Below are 18,325 nucleotides of genomic sequence, written 5' to 3' on the forward strand. Positions count from 1 at the left end.
GCGAGTGTTGTTGGTTACTGCGATTAGAGTGTAAGGTCGTCGAGGCTGAATTCGGAACCGCCCTGCTTTGGAGCGCCACCCGTTCCAGGGCGGACATCCAGACAGAGTGACTGCATTTCCTTCATCAGGACGTTGAAGGATTCCGGCGTGCCGGCCTCCAAGGTGTTGTCCCCTTTGACGATGGCTTCGTAAATCCGCGTGCGCCCTTGGACGTCATCGGACTTAACCGTAAGAATCTCCTGGAGGGTGTAAGCGGCACCGTAAGCTTCGAGTGCCCAGACCTCCATCTCACCGAATCGCTGACCACCATACTGGGCCTTACCACCAAGCGGCTGCTGGGTGACCAGACTGTAGGGACCAACGGCACGGGCGTGAATCTTGTCGGCAACCAGGTGACCGAGTTTGAGCATGTAAATCATGCCAACCACAACCGGGTTCTGGAAGGCTTCCCCTGTGCGACCATCATAGAGAGTCGACTTACCAGCGGTGGAACCATCCTTGCCGTCACCAATCCAGGTGAAGCCATCGGTTGGTTTCTCATCCTTCTTACGCTTACGGGCTTTACCGTTTTCGCCGACCATTTCAAATCCGTCGACTTTTTTGGCTTCGCCCATGAACTTCCAGATTTCATCCTCGGGGATACCGTCGAAAATCGGAGTCGCTACGGTAAATCCAAGCGCCTTGGCTGCAACACCGAGGTGGGTTTCCAGCAGCTGTCCAACGTTCATCCGGGACGGCACACCAAGTGGGTTCAAACAGATCTCGACCGGCGTTCCATCCTCGAGGAATGGCATATCGGCTTCGGGAACGATGGTCGCAACCACCCCTTTGTTTCCGTGACGTCCGGCCATCTTGTCACCAACGCTGAGCTTACGCTTGGCAGCGATGAAGACTTTGACTTCCTTGACAGCGCCGGGATCGACTTCCTCACCGCTCTCAAGCTGGTCAAGACGACGCTCACGGTCGGTGTCCAACTCGGAGAAACGTCCCTCAAAGGAGGAAATGATCTCAAGGATCTTGTTCCGGATTGGGGAAGGATCGATTTCGATGTGATCAAAGATCGCGGCAAGCTTGCGCAGAAGCGTCTTGGTGATCTTACGGTTGGCAGGAATGATGATCTCACCACTTTGGGCGTTCACCACATCCAGAGGAATCTTCTCACCCAGCAGGATGTCGGAAAGCTTCTCCGTCAACTGTTCGGTCAGGCGGTCTTTCTTCTTCTTGTAGTCATCGTTGATTTTCTTGACCTGCTTCTTGAGCTTGGTGGGGTCGAGCTCATTCTCACGCTTACGCGCAAGTCCGTGGGTCACGATCCGAATATCCTGAACGATACCGACACATCCGGAAGGAACACGCAGTGAGGTGTCCTTCACATCTGCGGCTTTTTCACCGAAGATGGCACGCAACAGGCGCTCTTCAGGGGCAAGCTCGGTTTCGGACTTCGGAGTGATTTTACCAACGAGAATGTCGCCAGGCTTCACCTCCGCACCGATGCGGATGATGCCGTCGTGGTCGAGGTTTCTCAAAGCTTCATCACCGACGTTCGGGATATCACGGGTAATTTCTTCAGGTCCGAGCTTGGTGTCACGGGCGACACACTCGAACTCAGAAATGTGGATGGAGGTAAAGACATCTTCCTTCACCACTTTTTCGGAAATCACGATGGCATCCTCAAAGTTGTATCCATTCCATGGCATGAAGGCCACCAGCACGTTGCGTCCGAGGGCCAACTCACCACCTTCGGTGTTTGGTCCGTCGGCGAGCACATCACCAGTCTTCACCTTGTCTCCTCGGTTGATGATCGGCTTCTGGTTCATGCAGGTTCCGGAGTTGGAACGCATGAACTTACGCATCGGATAAGCGAAGATCCCTTTGGCAGGATTGCTCTTCACCGCGGTCATGTCGCTGAGGAATTTCTCATCGGAAAGCGGTAATTCACCATCTTTGGTGGTGATGATCACCTCGGCGGTGGCAGCTGCCACGATGCCGTCGGCTTCGGCCACAACCACAGCGCGGGAGTCTTCCGCAGCCTTGGCTTCGAGTCCGGTTCCGACCAGTGGGGCATCAGAGATCAACAATGGCACCCCCTGGCGTTGCATGTTTGCACCCATCAATGCGCGGTTGGCGTCATCGTGCTCAAGGAAAGGAATAATACCGGCGGCCACGGAAACGAGCTGTTTCGGTGACACATCCATGTATTCCACCGTGTTGGGATCCACTTCGATAAACTCACCACGCTCACGGGCGGTGATTTTTTCGGTCAGGAAGTTCCCATCCTTGTCGATCGGGTTGTTTGCCTGGGCAATCAGGAAGTCTTCCTCCTGGTCAGCAGTTACATACTCGATCTGGTTGGTCACCTTACCATCCTTCACCCGGCGGTAGGGAGTCTCGATAAATCCAAACTCGTTGATGCGTGCGTAGGTGCAGAGTGAGTTGATCAGACCAATGTTGGGGCCCTCAGGAGTCTCAATCGGGCAAATACGACCGTAGTGCGAGGTGTGAACGTCACGCACCTCGAATCCGGCGCGGTCTCGGTTCAGACCACCAGGTCCGAGAGCGGAAAGACGACGTTTGTGAGTCAGCTCAGCCAGTGGGTTCGTCTGGTCCATGAACTGAGACAACTGACTGCGACCAAAGAAATCGCGAATCACAGCACTCAGGGCTTTCGGGTTGATCAGCTTCTGAGGTGTCATGCCCTCAAGGTTGACATCAAACAGAGTCATACGCTCTTTGACCAAGCGCTCGGTGCGGGCAAGACCCACGCGGCACTGGTTACCGAGCAATTCACCCACGGCACGCACACGGCGTGATCCAAGGTGGTCGATATCGTCGAGCATGCCGTCGCCTTTCTTCAGGCCAAGCAAGTATTTGACAGCACCGAGGAAGTCTTCAGGCACCATGATCCGAGCGTTCGAATCGATGTTGAGTTTGAGCTTCTGGTTAATTTTATAACGACCGACGCGTGTGAGGTCGTAACGTTTCTCGTCGAAGAACAGGCGGTGAAGCAGGGCCTTCGAGTTGGTGCTGGTTGGAGGATCACCAGGGCGTAACTTACGATAAATGTCCTTCAGGGCGGACTCTTCATCATGCGCGGGGTCTTTTTTGAGGGATTTCAGCAGCACTTCGTCTTCGCGTCCGTCAATCACCTCGATGTGCTTGTGCCCGAGTTCCATCAGGGTGCGAACCACACCAATGGTCAGTGGCTCATAGGCCTTGGCAATGACAATCTCATCGTCGAGAATGTCTTCGAATGGAAGCTTGTTGGCGAGTTCCTCTTCGTCGAGTTTCTCGCTGAGCTTGAGCTTTTCAATGTTGTAGAACTGCTCGCAAAGGTCGCGGTCCGTTGGCCATCCCATGGCACGCAAGAAGGTCGTAGCGAGGAACTTCCGGCGGCGGCGGCGGCGGTCAAGGTAGACGTAGAGCAGGTCGTTGGTGTCAAACTGGGTCTCAAGCCAGGATCCGCGGTCAGGAATGATCCGGAACGAATGCAGTGTCTTGCCATTCAAGTGCTGCGATGTTTCGAAGCAAATACCAGGCGAACGGTGAAGCTGGGAAACGATCACGCGCTCAGCGCCGTTAATCACAAAGGTTCCACGGCGGGTCATCATCGGCATTTCGCCCATGTAGACTTTTTCTTTTTTATTTCCAGACTCATCCTTGAGCTTGAACGTCACATAGAGGGCGGCACTGAAGGTCTCCCCCGTTTGCAAGGATTCCAGAGCTGTGGATTTGGGCTCTTGAATCTCATAAGAAATGAATTCCAAAGTAATTGCCTCATCATAGCTTTTGATGGGGAAAATTTCACGGAATACTGCCTGAAGTCCATAGTCCTCACGCTGCGAAGCGGGGATGGATTTTTGCAAAAAGTCCTCGTAGGACTTGCTTTGAACCTCGATCAAATTCGGGGGTTCGATAACTTCCTCAATCGTTCCGTAGTAGCGTCGTTCGGCCATAATAAATAGTGGGTATGAGCTTGGTTGGGCTGTGTATACACGGAAAAACACGCGTGTTTTTTAGAGAACTGCCGAGAGGCAGATTTGCCCGCACTGTTACCAGTCCGGGCGATTCTCATGACGCGATGTCTTTCAGTAATATTTTATTGGGTGGTTTCCAGGAAACGTCTTTCCCGGGTTCTTGAGCGGATTTCAAACATATCCATCCTGTCGACTGGGTGGTTATGTCTGAAGGCCGCTCATAGAACGGTGTGCTTTGCTTGTTTTGAAAAAGTCGTCAGTGCCTACGTTTGACCTTTCGGTTTTTTGTGATGGCTTGCAGACTTGTTTGAATGGTAATGAGCTGGATCGATGGCTGACCTGTGTGTGGTGGATGGTAATCCAGGGCCACCACACACAAAGAAAGCCTTTGATGTGTAGAATTGGGATCTACTTAAGCTCAACCTTGGCACCAGCTTCTTCAAGCGCAGCCTTGGCTTTTTCAGCGTCTTCCTTGGAAGCGCCTTCAAGGACGGGTGCAGGTGCACTCTCGACCAGCTTCTTAGCGTCAGCAAGTCCAAGTCCGGTAGCGATGCCACGGACGGCCTTAATGACAGCGATCTTACCGGCTCCGGCGTCAGTAAGGACGACGTCGAATTCGGTTTTTTCCTCGGCAGCTTCAGCAGCGGCACCAGGTGCAGCAACTGCAACAGCAGCAGCAGGAGCGGCGGCGGAAACGCCCCACTCTTCTTCGAGGGATTTTACAAGCTCAGCGGCTTCAAGCACGGTGAGTTTGCCCAGTTCTTCAGCGATTTTAGTAATATCAGCCATTGTTTTATTCTCCTAGTTGGTTTCGTCGCGCCCGGAGCTTCCGGACATTTCAGCTCTTATGCCTAAGATCCGACGATGGAACCTTATTTGTATCAGGTGCTACTCTGGAGGGAGTAACACCATCCGTTCAGATTGTTGTTGTAAACATGCTCAGCCGGCTTGAGCCAACTGAGCATGGAAATGATTAAGCTTCGTCTCCGTGCTTCGCCTTGATGACGCGAGCAAGAGATGCAGCTGGCTCGTTGATCGTGCGCACCAGCTTGGAGGCAGGAGCGTTGATGACACCGAGCAACTGGGCGAGCAGAACTTCGCGAGACGGAAGGTCGGCCAGAGCCTTGACTTGGTCAGAGTCGATCACATCGCCGTCGAGGATACCGACTTTGACGTCCAGCTTCTTGGATTTCTTAGCGAACTCCTTCACAGCCTTGGCTGCGGCGCAAACATCGGATTCGCCGGTGACGAATGCGGTTTGTCCGAGCAGCTGATCGCTGATGTCGGGTAATTCTGCATTTTCAAGCGCTTTGCGCATGTAAGTGTTCTTGGCAACGTGGCACTCGGCTCCGTTTTCGCTCAGGTTACCGCGGAGTTCATTGAACTCGGGCACGGTCATACCGGTGTAATCAACCACCAGAACGAAAGGCGATGAGTTAACGCGCTCAAAAAGCTCGTCGATGATGTACTTCTTATCAGGATTCATGGTCTCTTTCTCCTTGGTTGGTTAGTTGATAGCGTAAAGGGATGACTCAAGAGCAACTCCAGGGGACATACATGCCGCGATGGTGACGTTCTGAATATAGTTCCCTTTGGCGGATGCAGGCTTGGCTTTGACCAAACTTTCGATCAGGGCGTTGGCATTCTCGATGATCTTGTCATTGTCGAAGGATGCCTTGCCAATAGCAGCAGAAACGTTGCCATTTTTGTCGAGTTTGTAGTCGATCCGACCAGCTTTCACAGCTTGCACAGCCGCGGCAGTGTCTTCGGTGACAGTCCCGGTCTTCGGGTTAGGCATCAGACCGCGTGGTCCGAGCACACGGGCGATCTTACGAACTTCGAGCATCGCATCAGGAGTGGCGACGGCAGCATCGAAATCGGTGAATCCACCTTGCACTTTCTTAATCAAGTCCTCAAGTCCGACTTCGTCAGCTCCAGCATCCTGGGCTGCTTTGGCGGCGTCGCCCTGGGCGAACACAACGACCTTGACTTGCTTACCGGTGCCGTGTGGCAGGGCCACAGAGCCACGGACCATCTGGTCGCTCTTGCGGGGGTCGACCCCGAGTTTGAATGAAAGCGTGACAGTGGCGTCAAACTTAGGTGCGGGGAAGCTCTTGATGACTCCCACCGCGTCTTCGAGGCCGTATTGCTTGTCGGAATCGACAAGCTCGGCCGCCTTTTGGTAGCGTTTGCTTTTCTTGCTCATGGTTTTGGTTGCAGTGCGGGCGGAGCGGATCATGATCCGGCTCCTCCTGCGGGTTTGGTTTTGGTAGTTCCGGTAGAAACCGTTACTACAAATTACATTCCGGTGACTTCAAGTCCCATCTGGCGAGCGGTGCCAGCCAAAATCTTAGCTGCTTGCTCGGGGTCGTTGGTGTTGAGGTCGGAAATTTTGATGTTCACAACTTCCATCAGTTGTTCTTTGGAGATGGTGCCGCACTTGGTTTTGTTTGGCTCTCCGGATCCCGAAGCGATCTTGGCTGCTTTCTTCAAAAGAACGGCTGCCGGTGGCTGCTTGGTGATAAAGGTGAACGAAGCGTCTTTGTAGACCGTGATGACCGTGGGAAGGAGGTCACCAGCTTGTTTTTGAGTCGCGGCATTAAAGTCCTTACAGAACTGCATGATGTTCACTCCTGCCTGACCGAGTGCCGGTCCAACGGGTGGTGATGGGTTTGCTTGTCCTGCCTGAATTTGCAGTTTGAGGACGGATTTAACTTCCTTGGCCATGGTGGTGTTACTTGGTTAATTAGTTGGTATGGTTAAATGATTCCGCTATTTCGCGGCAACATTAGAGATTGTTGGCTTAGCCTTTTTCAACTTGCCAGGCTTCGAGTTCCACGGGAGTGGCCCGACCGAAAATGGTCACCGAGACGAGCAACTTACCGGTATCGTGGTCGATTTCTTCGATGACACCTGTCTGACCCTCAAATGGTCCGTCGTTGACACTGACGGTATCGCCGATTTCAAAGCTGATGGCTGGGCGGATGCTTTCTTCGCGCTCTTTGATCTGGTTGAGCATGCCGTCCACCTCACGTTGACGCATGGGGAGTGGCTTGTCCTTGGTGCCGGCAAAACCAATCACGCCGTCCATCTCCTTGATAAAATACCATGAACGATCCACCAGACTTCCGTCTTCTTGGAAGAGCTTCATGTTGACGATGATGTATCCGGGGAAGAACTTGCGTTTGGTTTCGATTTTTTTACCTTTACGGTTTTCTTCAACTCGCTCCTGGGGAACAAGCACTTCGAAGATCAAGTCGCCCATCTCTTCCGCCTCGACTTGGCGTTGAATACGATCTCGCACTTTCTGCTCCTGTCCGGAGAGAACGTGAACGACAAACCATTGTTTGCGGGCTTCGGGAAAGGCTGGCATGAATTAAATGGGTGGTAAAAGTGAATCTAAGGATTTTAAAACCGTGCCTGTCAGGTGCATTCTCGATGCACAAACAGGTAAGGGCTTGGGGACGAATCCGTGTTACTGGCCGATGCTGGTCAGGAGGCCGAGAAGCTTGGTCGAGATAACGTCAAACAAGGAAACGTATCCGGCGAGCAAGATCATGGCTACGAGCACCACGATGGTTGAGTCAACCAACTCCTTGTACTTTTGGAACCCTTTTGCCTTCGGGTCATTATCCCAAGGCCAGGATGCCTTGCGGAGTTCGGCTTTCACTTCGTGAATAAAGGTGGCGATTTTCCTGAACATGCTACTCTGATGGATGCTTTTGCCGGCAAGTTTGATCCTTTGCCGGTTCGGCTGCTGAATTTTTGGGGATTCTGATGTGATGTAAAAAGCTGGCAGGGAAGACAGGACTCGAACCTGCAACTTTCGGTTTTGGAAACCGACGCTCTACCAATTGAACTACTTCCCTGTGGTGCTTTGCTTTTGCTGTGTCTGCCGTTTTCGATTTCGCCTCTGTAGAAACTCTATCTTAAACGTATCGACACTTTCTTTTTGAGGCGATTGAAGGGCACCCGGTCTCAGACCGAGTGCCCCTGAAAACCAGCCTCACGGCAATCTCGATGAAGAGTTCGCCGTTTGGACTAAATTGAATTAGTCGAGGATGTCGGCCACACGACCAGCACCAACGGTGCGGCCACCTTCGCGGATAGCGAAGCGCATGGCTTTTTCCATAGCGATCGGAGTGATGAGCTCGACTTCAAGAGAAATGTTGTCACCAGGCATCACCATCTCAACGCCTTCAGGAAGCTTGATGCTACCAGTCACGTCTGTCGTACGGAAATAGAACTGAGGACGGTAGTTGCTGAAGAATGGTGTGTGGCGGCCACCTTCATCCTTGCTCAGGACGTAGATTTCACCAGTGAACTTGGTGTGTGGGGTCACAGAACCCTTCTTGGCGATCACCTGACCACGCTCAAGGTCGTCTTTCTTAAGACCACGCATGAGGAGACCAACGTTGTCACCTGCACGACCTTCGTCGAGAAGCTTACGGAACATTTCGATGTCGGTAACGGTGGTGGTTTGAGTTGGGCGGATACCCACGATCTCAACCTCTTCCATCTTCTTAACGATACCACGCTCAACACGTCCGGTAGCAACGGTTCCACGACCTTCGATCGAGAACACGTCCTCGATAGGCATGAGGAAGTCTTGGTCGACTGGGCGCTCTGGCTCAGGAATGTAGCTGTCAACAGCTTCCATGAGCTTAAGGATGTTTGCTTTCTGGTCTTCGTCACCTTCAGCAGCCTTAAGAGCGGAACCAGCGATGATTGGAATTTCATCACCAGGGAATTCGTAGTCGCTAAGAAGCTCACGAATCTCCATCTCAACGAGCTCAAGAAGCTCTTCGTCGTCAACCTGGTCGGTTTTGTTCATGAAAACAACCAGCGCAGGAACACCCACCTGACGAGCAAGCAGGATGTGCTCACGAGTCTGAGGCATCGGGCCGTCAGCAGCGGAACACACAAGAATGGCTCCGTCCATCTGAGCAGCACCGGTGATCATGTTCTTCACATAGTCGGCGTGACCAGGGCAGTCCACGTGTGCGTAGTGACGGTTTGCCGTCTCATACTCAACGTGTGCTGTAGAAATTGTAATACCACGCTCACGCTCTTCAGGTGCAGCGTCGATTTCGTCGTATGCTTTTGCTTCACCTCCTTGCTGCTCAGCAAGAACATTGGTGATAACTGCAGTCAGAGTAGTTTTACCGTGGTCAACGTGACCAATGGTGCCGACGTTTACGTGCGGCTTATTCCTTTCAAATGCTTCTTTAGCCATGATTTTGTGTTTGGTTGATTCCCTTACGGGTTGCTGGTTTTTCTTGTTGGGCGGCCCCGGCTTTATGAAAGCTGAAACCTGAGGTTGTTTATTCTCCGGGCTGGAGCTCTTGAGCGGATTTGAACCGCCGACCTCGTCCTTACCAAGGACGCGCTCTACCCCTGAGCTACAAGAGCTTTACGCTCGACTCTCTTCCCCTCGAAACCCATTCGATCCCCTCGCGACCCACACGCCGAAACGCATGGAAAATCAAGGAGCTCGCACGACTTACCGTGGGAAAGCGGGCGGCAAACTAGCAGAGAACGCACGTCTGTCAAAAAAAAACTCTCCCTATTTCATTTTTTTTTGCCAAATATTCGAAATATCGTGAAGCCCAACCTATCAGTAAAGAGATGCTAATAATTAGTATTAATTAACAAAGGGCCGGGAGACCTTGTTTATACCAAGTTAGATCGAGCCGTTGATTCCAACACCTAGCAGATCCGCACCACCGCTGGCCTCACCCGCCCACCCCCGCCGTTTTCTGTGACATCATTACCGTACAATCGAATTCAGAGCCCTAAATTCAGAGCCCAATTGCCCCGGGGCGTCGAGAGGTTTACCCATCCGCGCGAGGATCGAGCCAGCAGACTAAGATTTCAAAAACAACCGTTCTATTTTTGCCATCTCCCGGGCTTTCTGCTTGAGTGAGCTCATGGCCTTGATTCTTGCTGATATCACAACCAATACAGAACTCGACCTTTTACCCATCCTAATCGGCATGCTCGGAGGGCTCGCACTCTTCCTCTTTGGAATGGAGCAAATGTCGACGGCTTTGAAAGCCATCGCCGGAGACGGGCTGCGTAAAATCCTGGCCAAGCTCACCACGAACCGATTCACGGGAGCCGCGGCAGGAGCGATTGTCACTTCAATCATCCAGTCATCTTCAGTTACCACGGTGCTGGTCGTCGGCTTTATTTCAGCCGGGTTGATGAACTTCAGCCAATCCATCGGCATCATCATGGGAGCCAATGTGGGCACAACGATGACGGCTCAAATCATCGCCTTTAAAGTAACCAAGTATGCACTTCTTCTGATTGGCACCGGATTCTCCCTTTCCTTTTTCTTCAAAAATGAACGCCTCAAACATTACGGGAATATGATCATGGGGCTGGGCCTGATCTTTTATGGTATGCAGCTCATGGGTGACAGCACAGCCCCCCTGCAAACCTTCGCCCCCTTCATTGATTTTATGAAGAACATGGACTCGCCCTTGATGGGTATCGCATTTGGAGCCCTGTTCACAGCCTTGGTCCAAAGCTCTTCAGCAACGACCGGTATTGTCATCGTTCTCGCGACACAAGGGTTCTTATCCCTGGATGCCGGCATAGCTCTGATTTTCGGTGCCAATATCGGGACCTGCTTCACCGCCTGGCTTGCCTCTCTCGGTAAGTCCATAGAAGCCAAACGGGCAGTCGCCGTCCACATCATCTTCAACATCGCAGGCGTCGTCCTCTGGTTCTTCTTCATCCCCCAACTGGCCGAAGTCGTGCGAAACATCTCACCCCAGGCCGCAGCACTGGAAAAAACCGCTCGCCTCGCCGCAGAGACACCACGTCAAATTGCCAACGCCCACACGATTTTCAATGTAACCAACACCTTCGTCTTCATTTGGCTCGTCCACCCCCTCGCCCGCTTCATCCTGCGCCTGATCCCTGACGCCCCGGCCTCGCCCGATAAGCAAGATAAAACCTATGAACCCAAGTATCTCGATGAAAGCCAGCTACAAACCCCCGCCCTTGCTCTGGAATCCATCCGACTCGAGCTCATCCGCATGGGGAGTTCCACCCTGAATATCACCCACAAGGCAATCGACACCGTGATCCGGGGAGATGAACAGGCAATGAAGAACCTGCGGGATATGGACAATATCGTCGATAGCCTCCATGCCGCCATTCTGAGCTACCTCGGCAAACTCTCATCCCAAGCACTCGATGAAAAACAAGCTGCCGCGATGCATCGCTACCTCTCGGCAGCCAATTACCTCGAAAACATCGGCGACATGGTCGAAACCAATCTGGTCGAGGCCGGCTACGACCGACTCGAAACCGGACTACAAATCAGCCAGGCGACTCAGGACGTGCTGGCCCATTTCCATACCGAAGTCAGCGAATCCGTCAAACAGGCCATTGATGCCCTGGTCGATAACGACCACCACATCGCGAGCGAAGTGATTCACGCCAAACCCCATATATCACACTTGGCCAACGAGGCGGAAAAACACCTCTCCCGCCGGCTTACAGCAAAGGAACCCCAACGCGTCGTCGCCTTCCATCTCGAGTCCGAGATTATCGAGCATCTAAAGCGGATGTATTATTTCGCCAAACGCATCGCCAAGCTTGTAGATACGGAATAGGTTAAAACAAACCTATCACCTTACCATCGTCATCGAGGTCAATCCGGTTTGCGGCCGGCACTTTGGGCAGCCCCGGCATCGTCATCACATCACCACAGAGAATAATGACGAATTCAGCACCTGCTGCGAGGCGAACTTCCCGGATTTTGACCACATGTCCCTCGGGAGCTCCGAGCAATTTGGGATCGGTGGAAAATGAAAACTGAGTTTTGGCCACACAGATCGGATAGTGGCCGAAACCCTCATCCTGAAGACGCTTAATCTGGTTGCGCACCTTGGTATCTGCCACCACCTCGCTTGCACCGTAGATTTTTTTCGCCACAGCCTCCATTTTCCCCCACAAAGGTGTATCGTCTTCGTAAACAAACTTAAAATCTGCGGGGCAATGTTCGAGAACGTTAAGCACGGCCTTCGCCATATCCTCAGCCCCCTCACCACCCTTGGCCCAGTGCTCGGATAACACCACATCGACCTGAAGGTGTGCCAACTTTTTACGAAGCAAGTCGATCTCGGCCTCGGTATCTGCGGTGAAGCGGTTGATCGCCACCACGCAGGGAAGTCCGAAGTTCTCACGCAGGTTGCGAACGTGCCTCTCCAGGTTTTTAATCCCCTTCTCAAGAGCCACCAGGTTTTCTTCCGCCAAATCTTTGACGGCAACTCCCCCGTGGTATTTCAAGGCCTTAATGGTCGCGACCAAAACCGAAGCATCCGGACGGATCCCGGACTTTCGGCATTTGATATCGATGAATTTCTCCGCTCCAAGGTCCGCCCCGAAGCCAGCCTCTGTCACCACATAGTCAGCCAATTTCAGAGCCGATTTCGTAGCGATCACCGAGTTACAACCGTGTGCAATATTCGCAAACGGACCACCGTGAATAATCGCCATATTCCCCTCCAGCGTTTGCACCAGGTTCGGCTTAAACGCATCCTTCAAAAGAACGGTCATCGCGCCATGTGCATCCAGATCACGGGCACGAATCGGCTTCCGCTCACGCGTATAACCCACAATGATATTCCCAAGTTTTTCCTTGAGCTCCTTGATGGATGTCGCCAAACAGAAAATCGCCATGACTTCGCTGGCCACGACGATGTCAAATCCGTCGGTCCGGGGGTAACCATTGTTCAATCCACCCAAGGCAACCGTGATTTCGCGCAAGGATCGGTCATTCATATCCACCACCCGCTTCCAAGTCACGCGGCGCTGGTCGATCTGCAACAGGTTGCCGTGATGGATATGGTTATCCACCATCGCAGCCAGCAAGTTGTTCGCCAAGCCAATGGCGTGAAAATCACCGGTAAAATGCAAGTTGATGTCTTCCATTGGCAGCACCTGGGAATATCCGCCACCGGCAGCACCACCTTTCATTCCGAAACAAGGCCCAAGTGACGGCTCCCGCAAACAAACGACCGCCTTTTTACCCAAGCGGTTCAAAGCATCCGTCAGACCCACGCTGGTCGTGGTCTTCCCCTCTCCCGCCGGGGTCGGGCTGACAGCCGCCACGAGAATCAACTTACCATCAGGCCGGTCTTTCAAACTGTCGAGATACTCAAGCGAAAGCTTCGCCTTATAATGGCCATAAGGGTCGAGGTGCTCATCTGCTATCCCCAGTTTTTCTTCGGCCAATGTAGCGATGCGTTGCATCTCCGCCTTTTGCGCAATCTCAATATCAGTCATGCTGCGAAGCTACGGATTTGCTCTCAGAAAAAAAGGGAAATCTCTCGTCATTTTTGCCAATTCCTATGCGAATATCACCCAATCCGTCATACCCCTCGGAAAAAATCTTCGACTGCCACGTTGATCGCTTTCCACGCACCGGCAAAAACGCTATGTTGGGTGCTTATGCCAAACCCCGACAAGAACCTGCAAAAGCCTGCCCCTAAAATCGGCAAACCCAAAAACTACGCTGGAGGCAACCCGGCCGTTGCCTCCGCTATGCGGCATGTGCTCAAATCCGCCGGCCCCGTCCGTGGCACCAAGGCATTACTCGAACTCAACCAAATCGATGGGTTCGACTGCCCGAGCTGTGCCTGGCCGGACCCGGACGATGAACGCAGCCATGCCGAGTTCTGTGAAAATGGAGCCAAGGCCATCGCCTCCGAAGCCACAACCCGCCGGATCGAAAGAAGCTTTTTCCGCAAACACAGCATTGAAGAGCTCGCGAGCCAAAGCGATTACTGGCACGACCAACAAGGGCGGCTCACCGAACCCATGATCCTTCGTCAGGGAGATACCCATTACCACCCGATCTCCTGGGACGAGGCCTTTGCTTTAATCTCTTCCGAACTGCATAATTTACCGACACCGGACGATGCCATTTTCTACACCTCGGGTCGCACCAGTAACGAAGCGGCATTCCTCTATCAATTGTTTGCCCGGCATTTTGGCACCAACAACCTGCCTGACTGCTCCAACATGTGCCATGAGTCCAGCGGCACGGCAATGAAACAATCGGTTGGCGTTGGAAAGGGCACCGTTAGCCTGGATGACATCCATCAGGCGGACACCATCCTCTGCATCGGCCAAAACCCGGGCACCAACCACCCGAGGATGTTATCCACCTTAGAGACAGCCGTTCAAAATGGCGCCCGCATCATTGCCATCAACCCTCTGAAAGAGGCGGGACTCATCGGCTTTGCCCACCCGCAAAAAATCTCCGGAATGCTTGGCCAGTCCACCCCGCTGGCATCCCAATACCTCCAAGTGAAGGTCAACGGCGACCTGGCCCTCTTACGAGCCTTGGGCAAGGCCTTGTTCGAGCGGGAAGCAGCAACTCCCGGAAGCGTCATCGATCACGACTTCATCCAACAACACACCCAAGGCATTGAAGCCTACCAACAACGCTGCGAAGAAGCCAACTGGGATGAGCTTTGCACATTATCCGGAATCGACAAAGACAGCATCAACACCCTAGCAGACACCCTACTGCGAGGAGAGCGCAAACTCATCACCTGCTGGGCAATGGGTCTCACCCAGCATCGCAACGCGGTTGCCACGATCCGGGAAATCGCAAATCTTCACTTTCTATTGGGAGCGCTTGGCCGCACCGGAGCCGGGCTCTGCCCGGTTCGGGGCCACAGCAACGTCCAAGGCGACCGGACCGTTGGTATTTATGAAAAAATGCCTGAGTCCTTTCTCAAGCGACTGGACGCAACCTTCGGCATCAATGCCCCACGCAAACACGGACTCGACACCGTGGATGCGATCCACGCCATGCACAGGGATGCAGGAAAAGTCTTTTTTGCCTTGGGAGGCAATTTTCTTCAAGCATCGCCCGATACCTCTTTCACAGCACAAGCACTCAGGAATTGCAGCCTAACCTGCCACGTTTCCACCAAACTCAACCGCTCCCATTTGGTTGGGGGCACCACCGCCCTGATCCTCCCATGTTTGGGTCGCAGCGAGCGAGATATCCAGCACGGTGAAGAGCAATTCGTTAGCTGTGAAAACTCGATGGGTATCGTCCACCAATCCAAAGGAACGCTCAATCCGGCGTCACGAGACCTCCTGAGTGAACCTGAAATCATCGCCCGCCTCGCGGAGGCCACCCTCGGTGACACGGAGCGTATCCGCTGGCGATGGTTGACCCAGGACTACGATCGGATCCGACTCCTCATCGAGCAATGCATTCCTGGCTTTGCCCCTTACAACCGCCGGGTCCGCAAACCAGGAGGCTTCTACCTCCCCAATCCAGTCAAACAGCGGGTGTGGAAAACCGCGTCAGGTAAAGCGGAATTCAGCAGCAGCCCACTGGAACAATTTGAAGTTGCACCGGGAAATCTGATTCTTCAAACCCTGCGAAGCCACGATCAATACAACACCACCATCTACGGGCTCAACGACCGATACCGTGGTATCGGTATGGGCAGGGAGATCATTTTCCTCAACCCCGATGATATGCAATCCAAAGGCATCAAACCCATTAGCCGCGTTGACATCACCAGCTATTGGTATGATAATCAGGACGGTGCTAGCGCTCCGAATCAAGCTACGGCTGAAACCAGACAACTCAGCGGATTTTACGCCATCCCCTATGACATGCCGCGAGGCACCGCGGCAGCGTATTTTCCTGAAGCCAACGAACTGGTTCCAGTCCACGCAACCGCCAGGGAAAGCAACACCCCCACCAGCAAATCGATCGAAATCAGTATCACACCCACACCATGAAAATTGTCTATATCCTCGTCAACAGGATGAATCGCCGGTTCATCGGCACCACCGAAGATGTCGAAGCCGAAGTCCGTTCCCACAACAAGGGAGAGTTCAAAGGTACCAAGGCATTCAAACCCTGGCGGCTCGAATGGGAAAGCAACCCCATCAGCGTCAATGAAGCGGCCCGCCTGGAAACCAAACTGAGGCATCACAAAACCAATGCGCCGATGCTCCAGCAGATTATGAATGAACACGAATTCCCAAAACCCAAGTTTTAATAAACAACCATAGCCGGTAGGGAGGATGGGCCCAATCCTCCGTCAGATCATCCTTTAGCAGCCCCCTATCCTTCTGAATATAAAGAATAATGTTAGATAGATGTATCTGCAGCTGATTGAGGCCAATCAGCCCTACCAACTCTGAACATTTCAACCTGCAACTTGGCCAGCCAGCTAAACACCTCAACCTAGCTTCTTCAGCCAGGATTCGGTGGCATATCTTGCCTGAGCAAGCTCGAGCGAAGCCTCCAACATGTCGGCCCCCGGATCCCAGTCATGGGGGGTGCCCGGACAAAGCTCGGAGACCAATTGTTGGGTGAATGCCTCAGCCGTAATCTTCGTGATCACGCTCCCTTGGTGCAGCAAACCATACCGACTGCGGCGCTGCCCCGCGCCAGCGACTTTTTCACCGGACATATTGGTCAGATCATAAGCCACCGGATTAGTAAAACAAGCTGCGCCGCCGTCACCTTCATCCACCACCGTTAGACGAACGGATTCCCCCAGGGCATTCATCACATTGGCTACCGCCTGATGAATCACCCGGTAACTTTCCGCCCCCCTCGCCGAGGCCAGTTCATGCGACCTCGGAACAGCCAGCGTGTAGGTCAGGTCAATCCGATGATCCACCACCCCACCGCCAGTCCATCGCCTGACATAGGTCAGTTCATCATCAGGAAACGCGTCTGTAGCTTCACTCAAGGGTAAAAAATAACCAAAGGTCACCGTCGGCTCCACCCAATGATAGACCCGGAGGATCGGCCGGTCATTGACCTGCTCCATCATCAACTGATCCACGGCCATGTTCTCCGCACCCGTCCTGGGGGTCGGATCGCACCAAACATCAAGTGACTCGAAGACAGACACGAAGTCCTACTGGTCGTTAGCACCTACAAGCCAAGCTCCTGCTTGACCGCACCAAAGGCTTCAATCGCCATGTCGAGTTGCTCACGGGTATGCGCAGCGGATATCTGGGTCCGAATCCTGGCAGCATCACGAGGAACCACCGGGAAGAAGAAACCAACCGCGTAGACGCCTCGCTCCAACAACTTATTGGCAAAGACCTGGGACAAAGCAGCGTCACCCAGCATCACGGGCACAATCGGGTGGTCCTTTCCTGCCAAATCAAATCCAAGCTGCTCCATACCACTGCGGAAATAAGAAGCATTGCCCTCCAAACGGTCGCGCAATTCAGTAGAAGCTTCCAGCATATCGAGCACTTTGATCGTTGCCGCGACAATCGCCGGAGCCACACTATTGGAAAAGAGATACGGGCGGCTCCGCTGACGAAGCAAATCGATAATCTCCCTTTTCCCCGAAGTAAAACCTCCGGACGCACCGCCCAGGGCCTTCCCAAAGGTAGAAGTCACGATGTCCACCCGGTCCATCACCTGGTGGTATTCCGGAGTTCCCCGCCCGGTTTTACCCATGAAACCGGAAGCATGGGAGTCGTCCACCATCACCATGGCATTGTATTTTTCGGCGAGGTCACACACCCCCTTCAGGTTGGCAATCACACCATCCATTGAAAACACACCATCGGTGGCAATCAACTTCTGACCTTTTCCTTCGGCATCCGCCAGCTTCAACTGCTCCTCGAGAGCCTCCATGTCGTTGTTGGCATATCGGTAACGCCGAGCCTTGCACAGACGAACCCCGTCAATGATCGAAGCATGGTTCAGCTGATCTGAAATAATGGCATCATCCGGCCCCAACAGCACTTCAAACAGACCGCCATTGGCATCAAAACAAGATGTATACAAAATGGTATCCTCGGTGCCAAGGAACCCGGCAATACGCTGTTCGAGCTCGCGATGCAGCGTCTGGGTGCCACAAATAAAGCGCACCGAGGCCATTCCAAACCCCCAGGTTTTGATCGCCTCTTCCGCAGCCGCCATGACTTCGGGGTGATCTGCCAAGCCCAGATAATTATTGGCGCACATGATAACCACCTCTCGGCCGTCATCGAGCGTTACCGCTGAGTTCTGGGTCGATGCCAATTTGCGCTCGTGCTTATACAGGCCTGCTTCCTCGATATCGGTCAATACCCCCTGAAGTTGCTGCTGGAATGATTTTGGATACATAATCTGTGTGATGGGTGAGTGTTCAAAAAAACGACAGGCTCAAGCCGTCAGTCGCAGCCATACAAACCACAGTCGACCCAGCTTGGCGAGCGAGAAGATGGGGCTTAATTTCGTCAATATGACGCATTTTTCACCATAAAATCATGCATCGGTCATCGGACCATCCAATCCAGACAGCATGTTCTCAGGTCGCTCTACTCATGCGCAC

At 53.1% G+C, this 18,325-nt stretch carries 14 protein-coding genes and 2 tRNA genes; 3 read left to right on the top strand and 13 right to left on the bottom strand.

Annotated elements, in window-relative coordinates:
• Positions 1-23 precede the first annotated feature (23 nt).
• From rpoB to HW115_RS12830, 10 genes are all read right to left on the bottom strand, one after another.
• On the bottom strand, positions 24-3,953 hold the full coding sequence (gene rpoB / locus HW115_RS12785) for a DNA-directed RNA polymerase subunit beta (protein ID WP_178933262.1): 3,930 nt from the start codon (positions 3,951-3,953) through the stop codon (positions 24-26).
• A 429-nt stretch (positions 3,954-4,382) separates the two neighbouring features.
• Positions 4,383-4,763, bottom strand: a complete 381-nt coding sequence (gene rplL / locus HW115_RS12790) for a 50S ribosomal protein L7/L12 (protein WP_178933263.1) — start codon at positions 4,761-4,763, stop codon at positions 4,383-4,385.
• A 184-nt stretch (positions 4,764-4,947) separates the two neighbouring features.
• Complete coding sequence (gene rplJ, locus HW115_RS12795) at positions 4,948-5,460, bottom strand: 50S ribosomal protein L10 (RefSeq protein ID WP_178933264.1); 513 nt, start codon at positions 5,458-5,460, stop codon at positions 4,948-4,950.
• A gap of 21 nt (positions 5,461-5,481) precedes the next feature.
• Positions 5,482-6,180 carry a 50S ribosomal protein L1 gene (gene rplA, locus HW115_RS12800; RefSeq protein ID WP_178933385.1) on the bottom strand — a complete coding sequence of 233 codons (699 nt, stop codon included), beginning with the start codon at positions 6,178-6,180 and terminating at the stop codon, positions 5,482-5,484.
• Between the two features lie 92 nt (positions 6,181-6,272).
• On the bottom strand, positions 6,273-6,701 hold the full coding sequence (gene rplK / locus HW115_RS12805) for a 50S ribosomal protein L11 (RefSeq protein WP_178933265.1): 429 nt from the start codon (positions 6,699-6,701) through the stop codon (positions 6,273-6,275).
• A gap of 76 nt (positions 6,702-6,777) precedes the next feature.
• Entirely contained in the window at positions 6,778-7,347 is a 570-nt protein-coding gene (nusG, locus tag HW115_RS12810; protein ID WP_178933266.1) for a transcription termination/antitermination protein NusG, read from the bottom strand.
• 102 nt (positions 7,348-7,449) lie between these two features.
• Entirely contained in the window at positions 7,450-7,677 is a 228-nt protein-coding gene (gene secE, locus HW115_RS12815; protein WP_178933267.1) for a preprotein translocase subunit SecE, read from the bottom strand.
• 90 nt (positions 7,678-7,767) lie between these two features.
• Positions 7,768-7,843, bottom strand: a tRNA-Trp gene (locus tag HW115_RS12820).
• Between the two features lie 182 nt (positions 7,844-8,025).
• The gene (gene tuf / locus HW115_RS12825; protein WP_178933268.1) at positions 8,026-9,210 is read right to left on the bottom strand and encodes an elongation factor Tu; all 1,185 of its coding nucleotides are present in this window, start codon (positions 9,208-9,210) and stop codon (positions 8,026-8,028) included.
• 101 nt (positions 9,211-9,311) lie between these two features.
• Positions 9,312-9,386: transfer RNA gene (locus HW115_RS12830), tRNA-Thr, on the bottom strand.
• Positions 9,387-9,904: 518 nt separating this feature from the next.
• Here HW115_RS12830 and HW115_RS12835 point away from each other — a divergent pair.
• Positions 9,905-11,605: a Na/Pi cotransporter family protein gene (locus tag HW115_RS12835; protein WP_178933269.1), complete on the top strand. Its 1,701-nt coding sequence runs from the start codon at positions 9,905-9,907 to the stop codon at positions 11,603-11,605.
• A gap of 1 nt (position 11,606) precedes the next feature.
• Here the strand turns inward: HW115_RS12835 and HW115_RS12840 are convergent, their stop codons facing one another.
• Positions 11,607-13,280, bottom strand: coding sequence for a formate--tetrahydrofolate ligase (locus HW115_RS12840; protein WP_178933270.1), 1,674 nt, complete (start codon positions 13,278-13,280; stop codon positions 11,607-11,609).
• A gap of 165 nt (positions 13,281-13,445) precedes the next feature.
• On the opposite strand from HW115_RS12840, the gene HW115_RS12845 reads away from it, so the two are divergent.
• Together HW115_RS12845 and HW115_RS12850 are read left to right on the top strand one after the other, a co-directional pair.
• The gene (locus HW115_RS12845; protein ID WP_178933271.1) at positions 13,446-15,770 is read left to right on the top strand and encodes an FdhF/YdeP family oxidoreductase; all 2,325 of its coding nucleotides are present in this window, start codon (positions 13,446-13,448) and stop codon (positions 15,768-15,770) included.
• Entirely contained in the window at positions 15,767-16,033 is a 267-nt protein-coding gene (locus tag HW115_RS12850; RefSeq protein WP_178933272.1) for a GIY-YIG nuclease family protein, read from the top strand. Before HW115_RS12845 ends, HW115_RS12850 begins: the two co-directional genes overlap by 4 nt.
• A 183-nt stretch (positions 16,034-16,216) precedes the next feature.
• Here the strand turns inward: HW115_RS12850 and HW115_RS12855 are convergent, their stop codons facing one another.
• Both HW115_RS12855 and HW115_RS12860 read right to left on the bottom strand, forming a co-directional pair.
• A complete protein-coding gene (locus tag HW115_RS12855; protein WP_178933273.1) occupies positions 16,217-16,837 on the bottom strand; it encodes a lipoate--protein ligase family protein in 621 nt (206 codons plus the stop codon).
• Positions 16,838-16,923: 86 nt separating this feature from the next.
• Entirely contained in the window at positions 16,924-18,117 is a 1,194-nt protein-coding gene (locus HW115_RS12860; protein WP_178933274.1) for a glycine C-acetyltransferase, read from the bottom strand.
• Positions 18,118-18,325 lie beyond the last annotated feature (208 nt).

The organism is Oceaniferula marina (assembly GCF_013391475.1).
In the GTDB taxonomy this organism is placed as follows: Bacteria; Verrucomicrobiota; Verrucomicrobiia; order Verrucomicrobiales; family Akkermansiaceae; genus Oceaniferula; species Oceaniferula marina.

Bases quoted from the DNA above. Each gene is read 5' to 3' on its own strand.
- rpoB (WP_178933262.1), bottom strand. From the start codon at position 3,953: ATGGCCGAACGACGCTACTACGGAACGATTGAGGAAGTTATCGAACCC.
- rplL (WP_178933263.1), bottom strand. From the start codon at position 4,763: ATGGCTGATATTACTAAAATCGCTGAAGAACTGGGCAAACTCACCGTG.
- rplJ (WP_178933264.1), bottom strand. From the start codon at position 5,460: ATGAATCCTGATAAGAAGTACATCATCGACGAGCTTTTTGAGCGCGTT.
- rplA (WP_178933385.1), bottom strand. From the start codon at position 6,180: ATGAGCAAGAAAAGCAAACGCTACCAAAAGGCGGCCGAGCTTGTCGAT.
- rplK (WP_178933265.1), bottom strand. From the start codon at position 6,701: ATGGCCAAGGAAGTTAAATCCGTCCTCAAACTGCAAATTCAGGCAGGA.
- nusG (WP_178933266.1), bottom strand. From the start codon at position 7,347: ATGCCAGCCTTTCCCGAAGCCCGCAAACAATGGTTTGTCGTTCACGTT.
- secE (WP_178933267.1), bottom strand. From the start codon at position 7,677: ATGTTCAGGAAAATCGCCACCTTTATTCACGAAGTGAAAGCCGAACTC.
- tuf (WP_178933268.1), bottom strand. From the start codon at position 9,210: ATGGCTAAAGAAGCATTTGAAAGGAATAAGCCGCACGTAAACGTCGGC.
- HW115_RS12835 (WP_178933269.1), top strand. From the start codon at position 9,905: ATGGCCTTGATTCTTGCTGATATCACAACCAATACAGAACTCGACCTT.
- HW115_RS12840 (WP_178933270.1), bottom strand. From the start codon at position 13,280: ATGACTGATATTGAGATTGCGCAAAAGGCGGAGATGCAACGCATCGCT.
- HW115_RS12845 (WP_178933271.1), top strand. From the start codon at position 13,446: ATGCCAAACCCCGACAAGAACCTGCAAAAGCCTGCCCCTAAAATCGGC.
- HW115_RS12850 (WP_178933272.1), top strand. From the start codon at position 15,767: ATGAAAATTGTCTATATCCTCGTCAACAGGATGAATCGCCGGTTCATC.
- HW115_RS12855 (WP_178933273.1), bottom strand. From the start codon at position 16,837: ATGGCCGTGGATCAGTTGATGATGGAGCAGGTCAATGACCGGCCGATC.
- HW115_RS12860 (WP_178933274.1), bottom strand. From the start codon at position 18,117: ATGTATCCAAAATCATTCCAGCAGCAACTTCAGGGGGTATTGACCGAT.